The following is a 21,500-nucleotide window of genomic DNA, read 5'->3' as shown; positions in this document are numbered from 1 at the left end:
ATCGTCATATCTTGCCGAGTAACAACAGCACCAGCAGCACGACCAACACCACGCCGATAATACCCGACGGGCCATAACCCCAACTTCTGGAGTGCGGGAAGACCGGCAGACCACCGATCAGCAACAGGATCAGGATGATGATTAGAATTGTGCCCATGGGTGATTTCCTTGTTCAGAGTCTGGAAGAGTCTTGATGCTCAGTGGGCAGCTGGAGAGCAACTAAATTCCAGCCGGCTTACATGTTCCGACTTGCGCCGATGAAAAAAAATTCAATGTTTTTTTAATGTATTTGGATTGCTCGGTTATTTCCTTTCCAGCAAAAAGATCGCAGCCTCGTTGCACTCGTCAGCTCCTACATCAGACCATCCCGAAAACAATGACGGCTGGAATCTTTTGATCCTCCATTCAGCAACTGGATGGAGCGTGGGTGAACGAAGTTCCTTCGCTACACTCGGCACATCTTTCCCGGAACAACAAGGCTGTCCGCTATGCAAAATCGCATGATGATCACTGGTGCAGGCTCAGGCCTGGGTCGCGAAATCGCCCTGCGCTGGGCCCGTGAAGGCTGGCGGCTGGCCTTGTCCGATGTCAGTGAACCCGGCCTGCAGGAAACCCTGAAACTGGTGCGCGAGGCGGGCGGTGACGGCTTCATTCAGCGCTGTGACGTGCGCGATTACAGCCAGCTCACCGCCTTCGCCCAGGCGTGCGAGGAGAAGCTCGGCGGCATCGACATCATCGTCAACAATGCCGGCGTCGCCTCGGGCGGATTCTTCAGCGAGTTGTCGCTGGAAGACTGGGACTGGCAGATCGCGATCAACCTGATGGGTGTGGTCAAGGGCTGCAAGGCGTTCCTGCCGCTGCTGGAACAGAGCAAGGGGAAGATCATCAACATCGCCTCCATGGCCGCGTTGATGCAAGGCCCGGCAATGAGTAACTACAACGTGGCCAAGGCCGGCGTGGTGGCGTTGTCGGAAAGTCTGCTGATCGAACTGGCACAGCAGGAAGTGGCGGTGCATGTGGTTTGCCCATCGTTCTTCCAGACCAACTTGCTCGATTCTTTCCGTGGCCCGACCCCGGCCATGAAAGCCCAGGTCGGCAAGTTGCTGGAAAGTTCGCCGATCAGTGCCGCCGACATCGCTGACTACATCTACCAGCAAGTCGCCGCCGGCGAATTCCTGATTCTGCCTCACGAACAAGGGCGCATGGCCTGGGCGCTCAAACAGAAGAATCCGCAACTGCTCTACAACGAAATGACTTCCATGGCCGAGAAAATGCGCGCCAAGGCCAAACAAAACAACGCTTGATCTTGTTCGATTCCTGCCGCGTCGTTAGGGTGGCCGCCACGGTCACCCTGTCGAGACGCCTCCATGCTCAATTACTTGTGGTTCTTCCTTGCGGCGCTGTTTGAAATCGCCGGCTGTTTTGCCTTCTACATGTGGCTGCGTCAGGGCAAGAGTGCGTTGTGGGTGATTCCCGCGTTGCTCAGCCTGACCCTGTTCGCGCTGTTGCTGACCCGTGTTGAAGCGGCCTACGCCGGGCGCGCCTATGCCGCGTATGGCGGGATCTACATCGTTGCTTCGATTGGCTGGCTGGCGGTGGTCGAGCGGGTGCGCCCGCTGGGCTCGGACTGGATCGGCATGGCGCTGTGCGTGGTCGGTGCCAGCATCATTCTGTTCGGGCCGCGCTTTTCTGCCGCCTGAGGCTTTTGTGCGAAGCGTCTGACAGCTGTGGGCGTGGGCTACTGTAGGGCAAGACTAATTTGCTCGTCGTGGATTGTGAAGACGCTGTAAGCCGCGCATCTTCAGGGTTTGCCAGTCCTGAAGGATGAATCCCATGCTTGTACTCAGCCGTGTGGTCGGTGAGTTGATTTCAATTGGAGACGACATCACCCTGCGTGTTCTGTCGGTCAACGGTTCCAGCGTGCGCTTCGGCGTCGAGGCGCCGAAAAAGGTCCATGTACACCGCGCCGAGGTCTATGACCGGATCAAGCGCAAGGAGGCCGCAGCGAAGGCTGGCTGACGGCTTCAGTCGAACAAATGCTTGGGTACGTCGTGCTTGAGCATCAGCTGGCACTGTTCGCTTTCCGGGTCGAACACGATCAGGGCCTGGCCTTTGGTCAATGCCTGGCGTACGCGCAGGACGCGGGTTTCCAGCGGGGTGTCATCGCCGTTGTCGGTACCGTCGCGGGTGACGAAATCCTCGATCAGGCGGGTGAGGGTGTCGACTTCAAGCGCGTCGTGGGGAATGAGCATGGGCACCTCGGTCAAATCGATGTCGGGATGCTACGGGGATTGGGTTTCGTCTGCCAGTTCTGTATCGGTCTTGCCGGCCTATTTGCGAGCAGGCTCGCTCCCACCTTTGAAATGCGATCCCTGTGGGAGCGAGCCTGCTCGCGAAAGCGGTTATCTCACCGAAGGCTCAACTGTCAGAACGCTGCCCCACCAGACTGTCCACCGGCGGCACGCGGGTTTCGCTTTCCATCTGCGTGTCATGCTCAATCTGATGGCTGAAGCGATCCAGTGAAGCATTGGCCGGTGCCGCGTCGCTGGCAAAGACCGGCGGGCTGAGGATGTACGCACCGAGCAAACGGCTGAGCGCCGCCAGGCTGTCGATGTGCGTGCGTTCGTAGCCATGGGTGGCATCGCAGCCGAAAGCGAGCAGGGCAGTGCGGATGTCGTGGCCGGCGGTGACCGCCGAGTGCGCATCGCTGAAGTAATAGCGGAACATGTCACGGCGCACCGGCAATTCGTGTTCATCGGCCAGACGCAACAGATGCCGCGACAGGTGATAGTCATACGGCCCGCCGGAGTCCTGCATCGCCACGCTCACCGCGTGTTCGCTGGAATGCTGGCCGGGGGCGACCGGTGCAATGTCGATGCCGACAAACTCGCTGACGTCCCACGGCAATGCCGCCGCTGCACCGCTGCCGGTTTCCTCGGTGATGGTGAACAGCGGATGGCAATCGATGTTCAGTTCCTGGCCGCTGTCGACAATCGCCTTCAGAGCAGCGAGCAATGCGGCAACACCGGCCTTGTCGTCGAGGTGGCGGGCGCTGATATGGCCGCTTTCGGTGAACTCGGGCAGCGGATCGAAGGCCACCACGTCGCCGACATGAATGCCCAGCGACTCGCAATCGGCCTTGGTCGTGCAGTAGGCGTCCAGACGCAGCTCGACATGGTCCCAACTGATCGGCATTTCATCGACCTGGGTGTTGAACGCATGCCCGGACGCCATCAGCGGCAACACGCTGCCGCGAATCACCCCGGTGTCGGTAAACAGGCTGACCCGGCTGCCTTCGGCAAAGCGGCTCGACCAGCAACCGACCGGCGCGAGGGTCAGGCGACCGTTGTCTTTCACCGCACGCACAGCGGCGCCGATGGTGTCCAGGTGCGCCGACACTGCGCGATCAGGGCTGCTCTTTTTGCCCTTCAACGTCGCGCGGATGGTGCCGCGCCGGGTCATTTCAAACGGAATACCCAGCTCTTCGAGACGCTCGGCGACATAGCGCACGATGGTGTCTGTGAACCCGGTAGGGCTGGGAATGGCGAGCATTTCCAGCAGGACTTTTTGCAGGTAAGCCAGATCCGGTTCAGGGATTTGTGTGGTCATGGTCATGGAAACTCCTGATGGGTTGTGCACACCGATGGTTTCGATGAGGAAAATTGGTGGTGACGTTCAGGGCCTCTTCGCGAGCAGGCTCGCTCCCACATTTGGAATGCATTCCCCCTGTGGGAGCGAGCCTGCTCGCGAAGGCGTCAGCCGGAACAACGATGGTTCAAGAGACAGCCGGCTGACTATGCGGAAACAACAGATCGACAAAGCGCTCCGCCGTCGGCTGCGGTTCATGGTTGGCGAGGCCGGCGCGCTCATTGGCTTCGATGAACACGTACTCGGGCTGATCTGCCGCCGGCACCATCAGATCGAGCCCGACCATCGGAATATCCAGCGCCCGCGCCGCGCGCACGGCCGCGTCGACCAGGGTCGGATGAAGAATGTCGGTCACGTCTTCCAGTGTCCCGCCGGTGTGCAGGTTGGCGGTGCGCCGCACGAACAGATGCTCGCCGGCCGGCAGGATACTGCTGTAGTCGTAACCGGCCGCATGCAGCGTGCGTTGGGTTTCGTGGTCCAGCGGAATCTTGCTTTCGCCACTGGTGGCCGCTTGCCGGCGGCGGCTCTGCGCTTCGATCAGCGCACCGATCGAATGCTGACCATCGCCGACCACTTCGGCGGGCTTGCGAATCGCCGCCGCAACCACTTCAAAGCCGATCACCACGATGCGCAGATCAAGGCCTTCGTGGAAGCTTTCCAGCAGCACGCGACTGTCGAACTGCTTGGCGGTTTCGATAGCCTTCTGCACTTCTTCGATGGTGCGCAGATCCACCGCGACGCCGTGGCCCTGTTCGCCATCGAGAGGCTTGACCACCACCCGTTGGTGCTCATCGAGGAAGGCCAGGTTGTCGTCGGCATTGCCCGCCAGTTGCTGCGCCGGCAGTTTCAGGCCTGCGGCCTTGAGCACCTTGTGGGTCAGACTTTTGTCCTGGCACAGGGTCATGCTGATCGCACTGGTCAGATCGCTCAGCGACTCGCGGCAGCGCACGCGACGGCCGCCATGGCTGAGGGTGAACAGCCCGGCGTCGGCGTCATCGACTTGCACGTCGATACCGCGTCGATGCGCTTCTTCGACGATGATCCGCGCGTAAGGATTGAAATTCGCCTCCGGGCCCGGGCCGAGAAACAGCGGCTGGTTGATGCCGTTCTTGCGCTTGATGGCGAAGGTCGGCAGGTTGCGGAAACCCAGTTTGGCGTAAAGGTTTTTCGCCTGGCGGTTGTCGTGCAGCACCGACAGATCCAGATAAGCCAGGCCGCGACTCATGAAGTGCTCGACCAAATGTCGCACCAACACTTCGCCGACGCCGGGGCGCGAGCAATGCGGGTCGACCGCCAGGCACCAGAGGCTGCTGCCATGTTCCGGATCGTTGAAGGCTTTTTCATGATTGAGGCCCATGACACTGCCGATCACCGCGCCGCTGTCTTCGTCTTCCGCCAGCCAGTAGACCGGGCCGCCCTGATGATGCGGGGTGAGCAACTCCTGATCGATCGGCAACATGCCGCGCGCCTGGTACAAACGGTTGATGCCCTGCCAGTCGGTTTCGCTCTGCGCACGACGAATGCGGAAGCCGCGAAACACCCGCGTGGCCTGCCGGTAATCGCTGAACCACAAACGCAGGGTGTCGGATGGATCGAGAAACAGCTGCGTCGGCTCGAGGCCGAGAATCTGCTGCGGTGCGGCAACATACAGGGCGATATCGCGCTCGCCGGGCTGCTCGTTGAGCAGCTCCTGCGCCAGCGACGCCGGGTCGGGAAAGGTGTGACCGATCAGCAGCCGGCCCCAACCGCAATGCACAGCAATCGGGGCGCTGGCAGGCTCGCTGCCGTCTTCGGCCAGGCGCGCCTGCAAACGTTCATACGAGGGGGCCTGACCACGCAACAGGCGTTGGTTGATGGACGTGGCATGGGGTTTCATCAATCAGATTCCTTGTTCACTGAGCCACAGGTTCAGGGCTGCCAGTTGCCACAGTTTCGAGCCGCGCAACGGGGTCAGTTGGCCTTGCGGATCAGTCAAAAGCTTGTCGAGCATGCTCGGGTTGAACAGGCCGCGATCCTGGCTCGGATCCAGCAGCAGCTCGCGCACCCAATTGAGTGTGTCGCCCTGCAAGTGCTTGAGACCCGGCACCGGGAAATAGCCTTTCTTGCGGTCGATCACTTCGCTTGGAATGACCCGGCGCGCAGCTTCTTTCAGTACTTGCTTGCCGCCATCGGGCAGCTTGAATTGACCTGGTACACGAGCAGACAGCTCGACCAGTCGATAGTCCAGAAAAGGCGTACGCGCTTCCAGGCCCCAGGCCATGGTCATGTTGTCGACGCGTTTGACCGGGTCATCGACCAGCATCACCATGCTGTCCAGGCGCAGCGCCTTGTCCACGGCAGCATCGGCGCCAGGCTGGGCAAAGTGCTGTTTGACGAAGTCGCCCGCCGCATCGTGGTCGACCAGCCATTTCGGCTGAACCGTCGCCGCGTAGTCGTCATAGCTGCGGTCGAAGAACGCATCGCGATAGGACGCATAAGGATCTGCTGCGCCGTCGACCTGCGGATACCAGTGGTAACCGGCAAACAGTTCGTCCGCGCCTTGGCCGCTCTGCACCACTTTGCAGTGCTTGGCCACTTCGCGGGACAACAGATAGAACGCGATGCAGTCATGGCTGACCATCGGTTCGCTCATTGCGCGGAAGGCGGCGGGCAGTTGCTCGATGATTTCTTTCTCGTCAATGCGCAACTGATGGTGGCGGGTGCCGTAGTGCTTGGCGATCAGGTCGGAATACTGGAATTCGTCGCCGCGCTCGCCGCCGGCATCCTGGAAACCAATGGAGAAGGTCGACAGATTCTCTACGCCGACTTCGCGCAACAGGCCGACGAGCATGCTCGAATCGACACCGCCGGAAAGCAACACACCGACGTCCACTGCCGCACGCTGACGAATCGCCACCGCTTCGCGGGTGCTGTCGAGGACGCGATCGACCCAGTCTTCCAGATTGAGGTTTTTCTCGTCTTCATTCGGGCCGTAGGGCAGGGTCCACCAGGTTTTCTGCTCGGTGCGGCCATCGGCTTCAACGCGCATCCAGGTGGCAGGCGGCAGTTTTTCGATACCGGCCAGCAAGGTGCGCGGCGCAGGCACCACCGCATGGAAATTCAGATAGTGATTGAGCGCCACCGGATCGAGGATCGGGTTGATGTCGCCGCCCTTGAGCAGCGCCGGCAGTGCCGAGGCGAAGCGCAGGCGTTGGCCAGTGCGCGACAGGTACAACGGCTTTACGCCGAGACGGTCACGAGCGATGAACAGGCGCTGGGCATCACGCTCCCAAATGGCGAAGGCGAACATGCCGTTGAGTTTCGGCAGCAGTGCCTCGCCCCAGGCGTGATAACCCTTGAGCAGCACTTCGGTGTCGCCACCCGAATAGAAGGCATAACCCAGTGCTTCAAGCTCTGCGCGCAATTCCGGGAAGTTGTAGATCGCGCCGTTGAACGCCAGGGACAGGCCCAGTTGGCTGTCGATCATCGGCTGCGCCGAGCCGTCCGACAGGTCCATGATTTTCAGGCGTCGATGGCCCAGGGCAATCGGCCCTTGGGCATGGAAGCCCCACGCGTCAGGGCCGCGAGGGGCCAGGTGATGGGTGATTCTCTCGATCGCTGCAAGGTCTGCAGGTTGTTGATCAAAACGTAACTCGCCAGCTAATCCGCACATAAAGTCCTTACCGGTTTTTCCGTTGGGGAAGGTCAAGCCGTACCACGCGAAAAGTGCGGGTACTCAGAAACTGACCTGTCACGGTAGGCGGAGTTTTAGATCGATAAGTTATAAGCGCGGCGTTACGGCCTCTGCAGGTCGGTGATAGAGGGCGCCCTGGCAGCGTTAGCCGGTTTTTTTTGCGGGGCGGTAGCGGGCTGTTTTATAGGCCGAAAAACTGCGTGTGTTTGCGGCATTTGCCAGCAGTTTTTTCCATTATCAATTCATTCACACCATCGCTAAGGTCGAAAGCCCCAACAGCAATGAAGGACTATTGCCATGTCAGTGCAGCAACAGAAACAAAACCTTGCTCCATCTTCAGTGCTCGGTACGCTGCTGGAAGCCACCGCAGACCTCGACACGGCCGAAGCCCTGGAGAAAAGTCTGCCGCCTTATTTGCTCAAGGCTTCGACCGACACGCTGGCGACGCTGGATCAGACCGCTCGCGAGCTGCATCGCCTGCAGCTCAAAGTGGCCAAGGATCTGGCCGGATTGCAATCGTTGCGCGGTTTCTGCAAAAAAGAACTCACCGCTGCGTTGAACGCCAAGTGGCCGGCGGTCTATGACGTCGAACAGGATGTGCTCAGTCTGCCGGGTGACGATTGCGGCTGCGACGCGACGGCGACCAACCAGGCGGGTATCGATGTCGTAAAACACGCCGCGCAAACCCTGCTGCAGGCGGCGATGCAGAACTTCACTGAAGACGAGGAGCAAGCCGATGGTTTCCCGTCCGGCAGTGCCGTGCGCATTGCCAGTGCGCCTGCGGGAGTGCAGGGCCTGACACCGCAGGCGTTCGCCGCGTTGTGCCGCACGCTCGACCTGGGCAAGAAATATCAGCAACATTTCCAGCAAGTCTTCGGCCTGCGCGATGCCGACGGCAAAGTCGTGACCAGCAGTGTCCTGACCCGCGACATTGGCGCAATGAAAAAAAGCCTGTTGCAGCTCGACGCCCATCTGGCCGCGCTCAAGGCTGATATCACTCCGCAGGGATTGCGCATGCTGCAGGATCTTATTGATGCCCAGGGCGTGGCGTCGGCAACCCTGCGCCACGGTAACGACCCGATGATCATGCAGGGCATCGAGATACTGGACAGCTGCGTGTGGGGCGTCGTGGTGTTCTGCGCGCGCTCGGTGCAGGAACATCCCGAGGATGGTTGCCTGGTCTACATGGCGGGCGAGCCCGAGAGGGCGTTGTACGAATATCCGAGCTTCAATGCCTTCAAAAACTATCTCACGCAACAACTGCGCAAACCGGACTACAAGGATTATTTCGGTCGATGCCTAGATGAGGATGACAAGGCCGATTTCTTCAAAACGTTCGAGGAAAAGGGCGAGTTGGGCCTCATCAAGCAACTGTCGATGAGTGTCCCGCTTTTTGATTTCATGGTGCAGAGTCACGTCGGCAAATTACAGATCGATGCGCGCAAACTGGCAGTGCCGACGGCAGATATCGATGAGGACGCACGCCAGAAACGTCTGCTGGATTTTCTCCAGTTGGGCGTGACCATTGCGTCAGTGGCGGGCATGTTTGTGCCGGTCCTTGGCCAACTGATGATGGGCGTTGCGGTCGGGCAATTGCTCGGCGAAGTGTATGAAGGGGTCGAAGACTGGCAGCGTGGCGATCATCAGCAAGCGCTTTCGCACCTGCTCAGCGTGGTGGAGAACATTGCGCTGATGGCGGCGTTTGCCGGCGGGCAGAAGGCGTTGGGCACGCTGGGCGGCAAACTGCTGCGCTCGCACCCGGAGTTCTTCGGGCAATTTCGGGCCATCCTCAATCACGCAGGCAAGGCACGTCTGTGGAAGCCCGATCTCGTTGCCTATGAGCATTCACTCCCGGCGGGATTCACCATTGATGCCAGCTCCAAGGAGTTTTATCAGGTGGGCCGCAAAACCCTTGGGCGTGTCGATCATCGATTCTTTGCCGGCAGTTACGATGCCGATGCCAGCCTGTGGCGTCTGGAGCATGCCAGTCGCGCTGACGCCTATGCCCCGGAGTTGGCCCGACACGTTGAGGGGGGCTGGCGCATTCCTGGCGAAGAGCCCGAGGAGTGGGGCAGTTCTGCGTACACACTCAAACGCATCGACCCGCACCTGAGCGAATTCACCGACAGCGACCTGGATAACATGCGTCGGCTCAGTGGCACCAGTCATGACCAATTGCTCCAGGCGTTCAACGATAACCTGGCGTTGCCGGAGCGTCTGCGCGACACGGTGGAACGCGTGCGCCTGTCCCGTCAACTGCGCCAGCTGACCCGCGAACTGCAGGCCGGCGAAGTACATTCCGGCCAGCCTGCCGAGGAGCAATTGCACGCATTGCCCAAGCTCAAGGGCTGGCCAACCGACCGCTACATCGAGGTGACCAACGCCGATGGCAGCGTCGAGGCAACATATCCATTGACCCGCGAGCCCGACGAAGCTCTGAGCGTGGCAGTCAGCCGTGAACAACTGGCGGCGGGGCAGTTGCTGCGAACGGTCATTGATGGTCTGTACCAGAACGAAGTCGATGCTCTGCTCGGCAGTAAAACCGCCGCCAGTCTGGAAGAGTCGGCGCTGGCGAAGAAGCTCGGCGCGGCGCTGAAGACGGATCATCGTGAGGTGCTTGAGCGTATGTATCAGCGTTATGACCGGAGCGAGGCGGACGATGTGCTGAAGTTGCGCAAGGTCTTTGCCGCCATTGCGACGCGCCATGGGCAGCAGGTGATCGAGCGCGCGCCGAGTATCGAACGATTGCATCTGCGCGAGACCGGGCAGGTGCCGTTACGGATGGGGCAGCGCGTCAGGCAAAACATCAACGCAGTGCGACTCGATCGTGCCCTGGCAGGTTTGCATTGGCCACGACTGGCCAATGCCGATACCGACAAACTGGCCATTCAGTTGCTGCCACGACTGAGCGGCTGGGATGCGCAATTGCGCTTGCAAGTGCGTGACAAGACACTCGCCGGGCCGATCCTGGAAGCCATCGGCGATGCTGCTGCGAAACCCGAAAATACCTGCTCGCTGGTGAAGTCTGCTGCCGGTTACGAGGCGTTCAGTGGCGACGGCAAGTCACTTGGCAAAGTGGCAGCAGCGCCGGGGGATCTGTACAGCGCGATTCTCAAAGCGCTGCCGTTGCGTCAGCGGACGGCCGCCGGGTTGGGCGAGTCTGCGCAGGCCGACACCGTGCGCTTGCGCAGCAAATTGCTCGATGCAGCGCTGGATGAACGCGAGGAGACGGCGCAGACATTGGTTCGCGGCACGTTTGAGCCTCGGCTTGTCGAGCCGGCCTGCATGCAGAGCGATCAGGCTGCCGGGACGGAGCATTCGCGGGCGCTGCTGCGCAAGGCGCGCAAACTGTATCCACGCTTGAATCAGCAGCAGCTCAGCCAATTGCTCGATGAGCTGGGCGATGATCCGTTGAGCCGTGCGACCCGCATCAAAGCCCTGCGTCAGGATCTGCAAACCCTGCGTGACGCGCTATTTGTCTGGAGCGAAGATGCCGCGGCCCTGAAAGCCATGGGTGGCGATCTGGCCGAAGCGCGCCACAGCCGGAAAATCGCCGCCGAGTTGATCGAAGAAGGATTTCGACGCTTTCATTGGGCCACCAACGAAGAGGGAAAAAGCCTCTGTACGCTCAACCTTGACGGCATGCGCATCGGTAAGGTGCCAACATTGCCGCCGTCGGTGAGCTTTGACCACATAGAGCAATTGTCGATGCGTAACATGGCGCTGGGTGATGATGTCGCGCACTTCCTCAAGTCCTTCAAACAGCTAGAGCTACTGGAACTGGGCAGCAACACGATCACCCGGCTGCCTGAAGTGTTGTCGCACATGCCGCGTCTGCAACGGCTGAGCCTGGCAAACAATCAGCTCAAGCTGACCGAACAGACCCTGGCGAAGCTGAACAGGCTGAGCACGTTGCGCTACCTGAATCTGGACAAGAATCCGTTGGGCGCCACCCCGGATTTCAGTCAAATGACGCAACTGCGCCGCTTGTCCCTGCAAGAAACCGGCATCACGGAACTGCCAGAAGGCCTGTCCAATTCCGTCCACATTGAATTGATGAACCTGACCGGGAATAAAATCAAAGAGCTGCCCGACTGGTTATTCCAGAAAACACGCCATTTCACCAGCGCACTCAAGCTGGGACTGAATCCTTTTTCCGAACGCAGCAAAACGCATCTGGAAAACTATCGCGATAATTTCGGCATCGGTATGGACTACCTCCCCGATGACATCGCCAGGATGAACGAGCAACACGCTCGCTCGCTCTGGTTGACCAAGAACAGTGGCGAGGAGTGGGCAGAACAGACGCGGATCTGGACGGCATTGCGAAACGAGCCGAAGGCCGATGGGTTGTTCACCGTGCTGGCGCAACTGGGCGATACCGCGGACGGGAAAAAGGCCAGCGCCGACTTGCAGCGACGCGTCTGGGCGGTACTGAAGGCGGCCGAAGCTGACGGGCCGCTGTGTGAGCAAGTGCTCGACACGGCTGCCGATCCGCTTCATTGCACCGACAACGCAACGCTGGTGTTCAGTCGCCTGGAAGTCGAGGTGGAAGTCGAGCGGGTAACCAGCGCGGCAAGCGGCCGCAAGGTCACTGCCAAAGCTCTGCTGGAACTGGGCCGCAGTCTGTTCAGGCTGGACAAGCTGGAAGAAATTGCCTTGGAGCATTCGCTCCGGGCGCCGAAGGTCGATGCACTGGAGATGAACCTTGCTTATCGCATCGGTCTGACCGATGAGCTGGGGCTGCGCGGTCAACCGAAAGGTATGCTGTTCGATGCCCAGAGTGGCGTGACAGCCGCTGATCTTGAGGTCGCCAGAAATCGCGTGATGACTGCCGAACTTTCCCCGCAATGGCTGAAATACATGCAGGAGCGAACGTTCTGGCGTGATTATCTGAAGCGTACGTTTGCGCGCAAATTTTCAATGATCGATGAATCGTTCGCGCCGCGCATGAGTGCCCTCGATGAGCAGGCGGACACCCTGCTCAGTGCCGACTATGTGAGTCAGGCGAATGCCCTCCAGCTTGAAAAGGAGCAGGCACAAGAGGCAGTGATCAAGCGCCTGACCGAAGAGTCCATACGCCTGATGGATCTCGGCCTCTGTGTGATGCCGGACATCTGATATTCACTTGCCGCGAATCAGTTTGCGCAAGGCAAACCGGTTGGGATGGCACGCTTCGGCCACGCTGCGCGGCAACGGCAGCGGCTCGTTGTCCAGCCACGCGGCGAGCAGTTCGCCGCACAGCGGCGCGGTGATCAGCCCGCGAGAACCGTGGCCGCTGTTGACGTACAGACCGTCGAGCCACGGGCAGGCGAGGTCCGGCACTTGTCGGGCGTCTTTGCTCAACGCAGCGTAGGTCTGATTGAAGGTTTGCAGATCAGCGAGCGGGCCGACAATCGGCAGGTAATCGGGGCTGGTGCAGCGATAGGCTGCGCGGCCCTCAAGGTTCTCAATTGGCTGCTCGCTGATGTTCAGACGGCTCAGCAGGTCGCTGGAAATCTCTTCGAGCATCGCCAGATTGCCTTGGTGCTCGGCAGTCGTGGGCGTCAGGTCGTCGCTGTTGAAGTCGAAACTCGCGCCCAGGGTGTGCTCGCCCAGACGCGCCGGGGCGACGTAGCCTTCGGCGCACACCACGGTGGTCAGCGCATGACTGTCTGCGGTTTCAGGCAGACGCGTAATCTGCCCGCGAATGCGCTTGAGCGGCAATTCGGCGCTTTGGGCAAAACGTTTGATTTCGGCAGCTCCGGCCAGGATCACCACCGGCGCACTGGCGAGCAAACGCTCGCCGTCGAACGCTTGCCACTGGTCAGCGACTTTGCGCAGTTCCAAAGCTTCGTGATGGCTGAGCAATTCAATGTTGGCGTGCATCGCCTGGGCCTGACACAGTGCCGGCGGATGCACCCAGCCGCCTTCGGGGTAGAACAAACCGCCGTGGGCCACGCCGACACCGGCGCGAGCCTGCGCTTCGGGTTGTTCCAGCCACTGCAAGAGATCTTCAGGAAACGCCGCCGCCAGTTGCGCGTGGCGCTCGGCTTCTTTGGCATTGAACGCCAATTGCAGCACGCCGCAGTCATCCCAGTCGCTGCCGCGTTGCAGGCTTTCCAGCAGGCGTCGGGTGTAACCGAAGCCACTGACAATCAACTGCGACAACGCCGTGCCATGGGCGGACAACTTGAGATAGAGCACGCCTTGCGGATTCCCCGAAGCTTCCTGCGCCACCGCCGCGTGACGCTCCAGCAGACTCACCTGCCAGCCGCGCGCCGCCAGACTCGACGCCGTCGCGCAGCCGGCCAGGCCCGCGCCGATCACCAGCGCCCGGCGCTCACCGCGCAACGGAGCAGGGCGGGCGAACCAGGGTTTCGCCGGTATTGGCGCCGCCACCTCGGCGGGCCAGCCGAGAAATTCGCCACGCAGGATTTCCCACTTGTGGCCGATGCCCGGTGTGCGCTTCATCTTGAACCCGGCAGCGTTGAGCAGACGCCGGACCCAACCGGTGCTGGTGAAGGTGCTGATAGTCGATCCCGGTGCGGCCAGGCGCGCCAGTTCGACGAACAGCTCCGCCGTCCACATGTCCGGGTTTTTCGCCGGAGCGAAACCGTCGAGAAACCACGCGTCGATCTGTGCATCGAGTTGCGGCAGTTGCTCCAGCGCATCGCCGATGAGCAAGGTCAGCGTCACGCGGCCGTTGGCCAGAGTGATGCGTTGAAAGCCTTGATGAATCGCCACGTAGTGCTTGAGCAACTGATCGGCCAATGGCTTGAGTTCCGGCCACAGTGCCAAGGCCCGGCGCAGATCCGCAGGCGCCAGCGGGTACTTTTCCACGCTGACAAAATGCAAACGCGCGCCGGCCACCGCGTGCTGTTCGAACAACTGCCAGGCGCAGAGAAAATTCAGCCCGGTGCCGAAGCCGGTTTCGCCAATGACCAGCCGACCATCCGCCGGCAGCGCAGCAAAGCGCTCGGCCAGACGGTTCTGCTCAAGAAACACGTAACGGGTTTCCTCCAGCCCCGACTGATCGGAAAAATACACGTCATCAAACACCCGCGAACGTGGGCGTCCCTGGTCGTCCCAGTCGAGTTGGGCGTGGGGCATTTCGGCTTTCATGGCAGGCTCGGCAAACACAAGGCGGCCATTCTAGCCGATCACGCGCGAGCTGCCTGATCCAGCGCAAGACGGGATTTGGGCGTGTCAGGGAAAATTTCAAAAGATCGCAGCCTTCGGCAGCTCCTACACGGAAACGCATTGCAAATGTAGGAGCTGCCGAAGGCTGCGATCTGTTCAGGTGCTGCAATCATCCGCTAGTCTTGCTGAACCCTGGAAGGAGCCGTCCAATGTTTGAATCCGCTGAAATCGGTCACGCCATCGACAAAGACACTTATGAGGCGGCGGTCCCTGCGCTGCGTGAAGCCTTGCTGGAAGCGCAGTTCGAGTTGCAGCAGCAGAAACGCTTTCCGGTGATCATCCTGATCAACGGCATCGAAGGGGCGGGCAAGGGCGAGACGGTCAAGCTGCTCAATGAATGGATGGATCCGCGCCTGATCGAAGTGCGCACCTTCGACCAACAAACCGATGAAGAACTGGCGCGGCCACCGGCGTGGCGCTACTGGCGGATGCTGCCGGCCAAAGGGCGAATGGGGGTTTTCTTCGGCAACTGGTACAGCCAGATGCTCCAGGGCCGGGTGCACGGACTGTTCAAGGATCCGCGTCTGGACCAGGCCATCGCCGGCGCCGAGCGTCTGGAAAAAATGCTCTGCGATGAAGGCGCGCTGATCTTCAAGTTCTGGTTTCACCTGTCCAAGAAGCAGATGAAAGCGCGGCTCAAATCGCTGGCCGACGACCCGCTGCACAGCTGGCGCATCAGCCCGCTGGACTGGCAGCAGTCGCAGACCTACGACAAGTTCGTCAAATACGGCGAGCGCGTGCTGCGCCGTACCAGCCGCGATTACGCGCCGTGGCATGTCATCGAAGGCGTCGATGCCAATTACCGCAGCCTGGCGGTGGGCAAGATTCTCCTCGAAGGCCTGCAAAGTGCGCTCAAGCGTGCCGACGTCAATCCACACGAAGTCAGTGCCGCGCCGCTGGGCACGCCGGTCGATCAGTTGAACCTGCTCGACAGCCTCGACCTGACCCAGCGTCTGGACAAGAAAGACTATGAAGAACAACTGATCACCGAACAGGCGCGTCTATCCGGGCTGATGCGCGACAAACGCATGCGTCGCCATGCGCTGGTCGCGGTGTTCGAGGGTAACGACGCGGCGGGCAAGGGCGGGGCGATTCGCCGCGTAGCAGCCGCGCTCGATCCGCGTCAGTACAGCATCGTGCCGATCGCTGCGCCGACCGAAGAAGAGCGCGCACAACCGTATCTGTGGCGGTTCTGGCGGCACATTCCAGCGCGGGGCAAATTCACCGTGTTTGACCGTTCGTGGTACGGGCGGGTGCTGGTCGAACGGATCGAGGGTTTCTGCACCCCGGCCGACTGGCTGCGTGCCTACGGCGAAATCAATGACTTCGAAGAGCAACTGGCCGATGCCGGCGTCATCGTCGTCAAGTTCTGGCTGGCCATCGACAAGGACACGCAGATGGAGCGCTTTCAGGAGCGCGAAGAGATTTCCTTCAAGCGTTTCAAGATTACCGAGGACGACTGGCGCAATCGGGAAAAGTGGGACGACTATCGCCGGGCGGTCGGCGACATGGTTGATCGCACCAGCACCGAGATCGCGCCGTGGACGCTGGTCGAGGCCAACGACAAACGCTGGGCACGGGTGAAAGTGTTGCGCACGATCAACCGCGCGCTGGAAGACGCGTTCGAGAAATCCGACAAGAAGGCCAAAAAGCACAAGGACTGAGGCGATGGCCGCGCATACGCCGGGTGAATGATCCTCGCGGTCGGCAAGAAGGTGGACTTATGCTCAGGTCCACTCTCAACCGACAACAACAATGAGGTATGCCATGCGTGAAGTGGTGATCGTCGACAGCGTGCGGACCGGCCTGGCCAAATCCTTTCGCGGCAAGTTCAACCAGACCCGCCCCGATGACATGGCGGCCCACTGCGTCAATGCGCTGCTGACCCGCAACGATATCGATCCGGCCAGCGTCGAGGACTGCATCGTCGGCGCCGGCTCCAACGAGGGCGCGCAGGGCTACAACATCGGCCGCAACGTCGCGGTGCTGTCGCGCCTGGGCACCGGCACCGCCGGCATGACCCTCAACCGTTTCTGCTCGTCGGGCTTGCAGGCCATTGCGATTGCCGCCAACCAGATCGCCTCCGGTTGCAGCGACATCATCGTTGCCGGCGGCGTCGAGTCGATCAGCCTGACCCTGAAAAGCGTCAACACCGATCACCTGATCAACCCGCTGCTCAAGCAACAGACTCCCGGCATCTACTACACCATGGGCCAGACCGCCGAAGTGGTGGCGCGCCGTTACGGTGTCAGCCGCGAAGCCCAGGATCGCTATGCGCTGCAAAGCCAGATCCGTACCGCGCAGGCGCAGGCTGCGGGTCTGTTCGATGATGAAATCGTGCCGATGGCGGTGAAATATCGCGTCGAGGACAAGAACAGCGGCGAAGTGCAGATTATCGACGGCGTTGTTGAGCGCGACGACTGCAACCGCCCGGACACCACCTACGAAAGCCTTGCCGGTTTGAAACCGGTGTTCGCCGACGACGGTTCGGTGACGGCGGGCAATTCCTCGCAGCTGTCCGACGGTGCCTCGATGACACTGGTGATGAGCCTGGATAGAGCGCTGGAGCTGGGGCTCAAGCCGAAAGCGTTTTTCCGTGGCTTCACCGTCGCCGGCTGCGAGCCGGACGAAATGGGCATCGGCCCGGTGTTCTCGGTGCCGAAACTGCTCAAGGCCAAGGGCCTGCAAGTGGCGGATATCGATCTGTGGGAGTTGAACGAGGCGTTCGCTTCGCAGTGCCTGTACAGCCGCGACCGGCTGGAGATCGACAACGACAAATACAACGTCAACGGCGGCTCGATTTCCATCGGCCACCCGTTCGGCATGACCGGCTCGCGTCAGGTCGGGCATCTGATCCGGGAATTGCAGCGACGCAATTTGCGCTACGGCATCGTCACCATGTGCGTGGGTGGCGGGATGGGGGCGAGTGGGTTGTTTGAGGCGGTGCGCTAAAGGATTGGTTGCCTGTTCAGGCCCCTTCGCGAGCAGGCTCGCTCCCACAGGTGAGGGTATTCCCCTGTGGGAGCGAGCCTGCTCGCGAAGGCAGCGCCGCGGCTCAGCGGCTGGAATCCTGCCGCCGCATCCGCGCTATATATGCCTGAATCTCCCGCTCGATCACCTGACCGTCAAACGGCCCTTCGAGGGTATTTTCCCGGGTGCTGAAATACAGCTCGCCATTGACCCGACACACGCGGTCGCTGCGAAAACGGGTGGCGGGGGCGCTGTCCTCGGCGCGCATGGCGTACATGTCGGTCTCCCTGATATGCATTGAAAAGTCTGCAATCAGCTTATGCCTGAAGCACTTGGCGCGCCTGCCCGGCCGATCAACGGCGGCGCGCCGGTTTACTGCTGCGACCTGCACAGTTTCATTCGCGGCCTGCCGGTAACTGTCCCTGTGTTGTGCGCAGCCGGACGCCTAGAATGAGTGCTCTTGTCAGCAGGCTTTTGGGGTTCGCATGCACATTTCATCGGGGCGCTGGGTGTACGGACTGTTCCTGGCGCTGCTGACCGCGTTTCTGTGGGGCATCCTGCCGATCAAGCTCAAACAGGTATTGCAGGTGATGGACCCGGTCACGGTGACCTGGTTTCGCCTGATGGTTTCCGGCGGCTGCCTGTTCATCTATCTGGCGTCGGTCAAACGCCTGCCGAGTCGCAAGGTGCTCGGGCCCAAGGGTGGCTGGCTGGTGCTGATGGCGGTGCTGGGGCTGGTCGGCAATTACGTGTTGTACCTGATGGGCCTCAACCTGCTCAGCCCCGGCACCGCGCAATTGGTGGTGCAAATGGGCCCGATCATGCTGCTGATCGCCAGCCTGTTCGTGTTCAAGGAGCGCTTCAGCATCGGCCAGGGCATCGGCCTGCTGGTGTTGCTGGTCGGCTTTGGTCTGTTCTTCAATCAGCGCCTGGCTGAGCTGCTGACCTCGCTGTCTGATTACACAGCCGGCGTGCTCTTGGTGCTGCTGGCGTCGACGGTCTGGACCTTCTATGCGCTGGGCCAGAAGCAATTGCTGACGGTGTGGAATTCGTTGCAGGTGATGATGGTCATCTATCTGTTCTGCGGGCTATTGCTGACGCCGTGGGTGCATCCGTTGGAAGCGCTGAACCTGAGCCCGTTGCAGGGCTGGCTGCTGTTGGCGTGCTGCATGAACACCTTGATCGCCTACGGCGCATTCGCCGAAGCGCTGGCGCACTGGGAAGCATCGCGGGTCAGCGCAACATTGGCAATCACGCCGCTGGTGACGTTTGTGGCGGTGGCGATTGCGGCGCGGATCTGGCCGGACTACGTGCATGCCGAGCAGATCAATGCGCTGGGCTATGGCGGGGCGGTGCTGGTGGTGCTGGGTTCGGCGCTGGTGGCGTTGGGGCCATCGTTGATTGCCGGGCTCAGGGCGCGGCGGATGCGCATGGCCTGAAGATCAAAAGATCGCAGCCTGCGGCAGCTCCTACAATTGGAATGCGTTTCCCTGTAGGAGCTGCCGAAGGCTGCGATCTTTTGCTTTAGCCCTTGGCGCCAGCCTCGATCATGTTCTCCGGCCGCACCCAGGCATCGAACTCTTCATCCGTCAGATAACCCAGCTGCAACGCCGCCTCACGCAAAGTCAGCCCTTCGCTGTAAGCCTTCTTGGCGATCTCCGCCGACTTGTCATAACCGATGTGCGGGTTCAGCGCGGTCACCAGCATAAGCCCACGTTCCAGATGCTTGGCCATGACCTCGGCATCCGGTTCGAGCCCGGCAATGCAGTGCTGCTGGAAGTTGCTGCAGCCATCACCAAGCAGACGGATCGATTGCAGCAGGTTATGGATGATCACCGGTTTGAACACGTTCAGCTGCAAGTGCCCCTGACTGGCGGCAAAACCGATCGCCACGTCATTGCCGAGCACCTGACAGGCGAGCATCGACAGCGCTTCGCACTGGGTCGGGTTGACCTTGCCGGGCATGATCGAGCTGCCCGGTTCGTTGGCCGGCAGCTTCACTTCAGCGAAACCTGCGCGGGGACCTGAGCCCAGCAGACGCAGGTCGTTGGCGATCTTCATCAAGGCCACGGCGAGGGTTTTCAGCGCACCCGACAGCGTTACCAGCGGTTCATGCCCGGCCAGCGCAGCGAACTTGTTCGGCGCGGTGACGAACGGCAAACCGGACAGTGCTGCGAGTTCAGCAGCAATCGCCTCACCGAAGCCGTGCGGTGAATTCAAACCCGTACCAACGGCAGTGCCGCCCTGAGCCAGTTCGCAAACCGCCGGCAGCGCGGCACGAATCGCGCGCTCGGCGTAATCCAGTTGCGCGATGAAGCCGGACAGTTCCTGGCCGAAGGTGATCGGCGTCGCGTCCATCATGTGCGTGCGCCCGGTCTTCACCAGTTTCATGTGCCGTGCCGCCAGTTCAGCAAGGCCGCCGGACAGCTCGGCAATCGCCGGCAGCAGTTGTTCCTGCACTGCTTTGGCGGTGGCAATGCTCATGGCGGTGGGGAAGCAGTCGTTGGAACTTTGCGAGCGATTGACGTGATCGTTCGGGTGCACCGGCGACTTGCCGCCACGCGGGTTACCGGCCAGTTCGTTGGCGCGACCGGCGATCACTTCGTTGACGTTCATGTTGCTCTGGGTGCCGCTGCCGGTCTGCCAGACCACCAGCGGGAACTGCTCGTCATGCTCGCCGGCGAGCACTTCATCGGCGGCCTGTTCGATCAGGCGGGCGATGTCGGCAGGCAGGTCGCCGTTGCGGTCGTTGACCCGTGCGGCGGCTTTCTTGATCAGCGCCAGGGCGTGCAGTACCGGTAGCGGCATGCGTTCCTGACCGATGGCGAAGTTGATCAGCGAGCGTTGCGTCTGAGCACCCCAGTAAGCGTCGTCCGGGACCTCGATCTGGCCCAGGCTGTCGGTTTCGATACGGCTCATCGTGCACACTCCTGTTGGTCTGTTGGCGCAATTTAGGCCGGCATCGGCCCGGGTGGTTCCATCGGCTCGATTGTTGACCGCAAAACCCCGCCAATCAAGCGCGGCAAGGGCCGGGGGTTGAGCCACAGCGATTGTTAGGCGCAGAATGGTCGCCCTTGGGGTTCGACCTCGCTTTGCTTAAAGGAAACTCGATGACTCGTCTTCGCGCCATCTGTACCGCGGTTGCACTGGTTTGCGCCAGCGGCCAGGTGCTTGCCGATACCGCCAGCCACAACGCCAGTGCCGAAGCTTTCCTGACGCTGGCTCACGCTGACAAGCTGGGTACCCCGGTGTACATGCAAGTGCAGCAAATGTTCGCCCAGCGCTTTGAACAGACCAAAGCCCCTGAGTCGAAGAAAGCCGTGCTCGAAACCTACCAGGCCAAGGCCAACGCTGCGCTGGACCAGGCCATCGGCTGGAACAAGCTCAAGCCCGACATGGTCAAGCTCTACACCAGCAACTTCAGCGAATCCGAGCTGAAAGATCTGGTTGCCTTCTACCAGTCGCCACTGGGCAAAAAGGTCCTGGAAAAAATGCCGCAGCTGACCCAGCAATCGGCACAGATGACCCAGGGCAAACTGGAAAGCGCGGTGCCAGTGGTCAACAAGCTGCTCGACGACATGACCAAAGAGCTGACCCCGGCCGCGGCGCCAGCCAAGAAGAAGTAAGCGGAGTTCGTGATGACCATGCAACAACGCATCGAATCGACGCTGGCCCTGTTGCAGCCTGAGCACCTGCAAGTGCTGGACGAAAGCCACATGCACAGTCGCGGGTCACAGACCCACTACAAGGCTGTGGTGGTCAGCGCGCAGTTCGAAGGCCTGAACCGGGTCAAGCGCCACCAGAAAGTCTACGGCACGCTCGGCGAGCTGATGGGCGAGTTCCATGCGTTGGCGCTGCACACCTACACACCGCAGGAATGGGCAGAGATCGACGGCGCCCCGGCGTCGCCGACCTGTGCGGGAGGAAGCAAGCTGTAAGCTGCAAGCTTCAAGCTGCAAGTTAAAAGCGGATCATCTTGCCGCTTGAAGCTTGAAGCTTGAAGCTTGAAGCTTGTAGCTGCTTTTTT

17 protein-coding genes are annotated in these 21,500 nt (G+C 60.8%); 9 read left to right on the top strand and 8 right to left on the bottom strand.

Translation table 11 applies throughout. The annotated features are described in order from the left end of the window. Nucleotides 1–4 precede the first annotated feature (4 nt). The gene (locus J5M66_RS20510; protein ID WP_003183939.1) at nucleotides 5–157 is read right to left on the bottom strand and encodes a DUF3309 family protein; all 153 of its coding nucleotides are present in this window, start codon (nucleotides 155–157) and stop codon (nucleotides 5–7) included. A gap of 331 nt (nucleotides 158–488) precedes the next feature. On the opposite strand from J5M66_RS20510, the gene J5M66_RS20505 reads away from it, so the two are divergent. The 3 genes from J5M66_RS20505 to csrA all read left to right on the top strand — a co-directional run bounded on the left by J5M66_RS20505 (nucleotide 489) and on the right by csrA (nucleotide 2,019). Continuing rightward, the gene (locus J5M66_RS20505) at nucleotides 489–1,304 is read left to right on the top strand and encodes an SDR family oxidoreductase (protein ID WP_125926386.1); all 816 of its coding nucleotides are present in this window, start codon (nucleotides 489–491) and stop codon (nucleotides 1,302–1,304) included. 63 nt (nucleotides 1,305–1,367) lie between these two features. After that, entirely contained in the window at nucleotides 1,368–1,700 is a 333-nt protein-coding gene (locus tag J5M66_RS20500) for a YnfA family protein (RefSeq protein WP_016770946.1), read from the top strand. A 133-nt stretch (nucleotides 1,701–1,833) separates the two neighbouring features. Then, complete coding sequence (csrA, locus tag J5M66_RS20495) at nucleotides 1,834–2,019, top strand: carbon storage regulator CsrA (protein WP_024013891.1); 186 nt, start codon at nucleotides 1,834–1,836, stop codon at nucleotides 2,017–2,019. Nucleotides 2,020–2,024: 5 nt separating this feature from the next. Here the strand turns inward: csrA and J5M66_RS20490 are convergent, their stop codons facing one another. The 4 genes from J5M66_RS20490 to J5M66_RS20475 form a co-directional block, all read right to left on the bottom strand. Then, the gene (locus J5M66_RS20490) at nucleotides 2,025–2,252 is read right to left on the bottom strand and encodes a YheU family protein (protein WP_003172962.1); all 228 of its coding nucleotides are present in this window, start codon (nucleotides 2,250–2,252) and stop codon (nucleotides 2,025–2,027) included. 166 nt (nucleotides 2,253–2,418) lie between these two features. Continuing rightward, nucleotides 2,419–3,609 (bottom strand): osmoprotectant NAGGN system M42 family peptidase, encoded by a 1,191-nt coding sequence (locus tag J5M66_RS20485; protein ID WP_024013890.1) that lies wholly within the window; start codon nucleotides 3,607–3,609, stop codon nucleotides 2,419–2,421. 166 nt (nucleotides 3,610–3,775) lie between these two features. Beyond that, nucleotides 3,776–5,524 (bottom strand): N-acetylglutaminylglutamine synthetase, encoded by a 1,749-nt coding sequence (ngg, locus tag J5M66_RS20480; RefSeq protein ID WP_207807786.1) that lies wholly within the window; start codon nucleotides 5,522–5,524, stop codon nucleotides 3,776–3,778. A gap of 3 nt (nucleotides 5,525–5,527) precedes the next feature. After that, nucleotides 5,528–7,300 (bottom strand): N-acetylglutaminylglutamine amidotransferase, encoded by a 1,773-nt coding sequence (locus J5M66_RS20475; protein ID WP_207807785.1) that lies wholly within the window; start codon nucleotides 7,298–7,300, stop codon nucleotides 5,528–5,530. 318 nt (nucleotides 7,301–7,618) lie between these two features. Between J5M66_RS20475 and J5M66_RS20470 the strand changes: the two genes are divergently transcribed. Next, nucleotides 7,619–12,442, top strand: coding sequence for an NEL-type E3 ubiquitin ligase domain-containing protein (locus tag J5M66_RS20470; RefSeq protein ID WP_207807784.1), 4,824 nt, complete (start codon nucleotides 7,619–7,621; stop codon nucleotides 12,440–12,442). Between the two features lie 3 nt (nucleotides 12,443–12,445). On the opposite strand, the gene mnmC is transcribed toward J5M66_RS20470, so the two are convergent. Then, nucleotides 12,446–14,425, bottom strand: a complete 1,980-nt coding sequence (gene mnmC, locus J5M66_RS20465; RefSeq protein ID WP_207807783.1) for a bifunctional tRNA (5-methylaminomethyl-2-thiouridine)(34)-methyltransferase MnmD/FAD-dependent 5-carboxymethylaminomethyl-2-thiouridine(34) oxidoreductase MnmC — start codon at nucleotides 14,423–14,425, stop codon at nucleotides 12,446–12,448. 227 nt (nucleotides 14,426–14,652) lie between these two features. On the opposite strand from mnmC, the gene pap reads away from it, so the two are divergent. Both pap and J5M66_RS20455 read left to right on the top strand, forming a co-directional pair. Further along, a complete protein-coding gene (gene pap / locus J5M66_RS20460; RefSeq protein ID WP_122611468.1) occupies nucleotides 14,653–16,167 on the top strand; it encodes a polyphosphate:AMP phosphotransferase in 1,515 nt (504 codons plus the stop codon). A gap of 103 nt (nucleotides 16,168–16,270) precedes the next feature. Beyond that, nucleotides 16,271–17,455 (top strand): thiolase family protein, encoded by a 1,185-nt coding sequence (locus J5M66_RS20455; protein ID WP_207807782.1) that lies wholly within the window; start codon nucleotides 16,271–16,273, stop codon nucleotides 17,453–17,455. A gap of 103 nt (nucleotides 17,456–17,558) precedes the next feature. Here J5M66_RS20455 and J5M66_RS20450 read toward each other — a convergent pair whose 3' ends face one another. Then, complete coding sequence (locus J5M66_RS20450) at nucleotides 17,559–17,750, bottom strand: DUF6316 family protein (RefSeq protein ID WP_207807781.1); 192 nt, start codon at nucleotides 17,748–17,750, stop codon at nucleotides 17,559–17,561. A 208-nt stretch (nucleotides 17,751–17,958) separates the two neighbouring features. Between J5M66_RS20450 and J5M66_RS20445 the strand changes: the two genes are divergently transcribed. Then, nucleotides 17,959–18,912, top strand: a complete 954-nt coding sequence (locus J5M66_RS20445) for a DMT family transporter (protein ID WP_122880395.1) — start codon at nucleotides 17,959–17,961, stop codon at nucleotides 18,910–18,912. A gap of 85 nt (nucleotides 18,913–18,997) precedes the next feature. Here the strand turns inward: J5M66_RS20445 and J5M66_RS20440 are convergent, their stop codons facing one another. Next, nucleotides 18,998–20,392: a class II fumarate hydratase gene (locus tag J5M66_RS20440; protein ID WP_016770937.1), complete on the bottom strand. Its 1,395-nt coding sequence runs from the start codon at nucleotides 20,390–20,392 to the stop codon at nucleotides 18,998–19,000. 191 nt (nucleotides 20,393–20,583) lie between these two features. Here J5M66_RS20440 and J5M66_RS20435 point away from each other — a divergent pair, with 191 nt between their 5' ends. Beyond that, nucleotides 20,584–21,099, top strand: a complete 516-nt coding sequence (locus J5M66_RS20435) for a DUF2059 domain-containing protein (protein WP_016770936.1) — start codon at nucleotides 20,584–20,586, stop codon at nucleotides 21,097–21,099. Between the two features lie 12 nt (nucleotides 21,100–21,111). Further along, on the top strand, nucleotides 21,112–21,411 hold the full coding sequence (locus tag J5M66_RS20430) for a BolA family protein (RefSeq protein WP_122880394.1): 300 nt from the start codon (nucleotides 21,112–21,114) through the stop codon (nucleotides 21,409–21,411). Nucleotides 21,412–21,500 lie beyond the last annotated feature (89 nt).

The organism is Pseudomonas sp. 67(2021), assembly GCF_017491835.1.
In the GTDB taxonomy this organism is placed as follows: domain Bacteria; phylum Pseudomonadota; class Gammaproteobacteria; order Pseudomonadales; family Pseudomonadaceae; genus Aquipseudomonas; species Aquipseudomonas atacamensis.
This window is presented reverse-complemented; position numbering and strand designations above follow the sequence as displayed.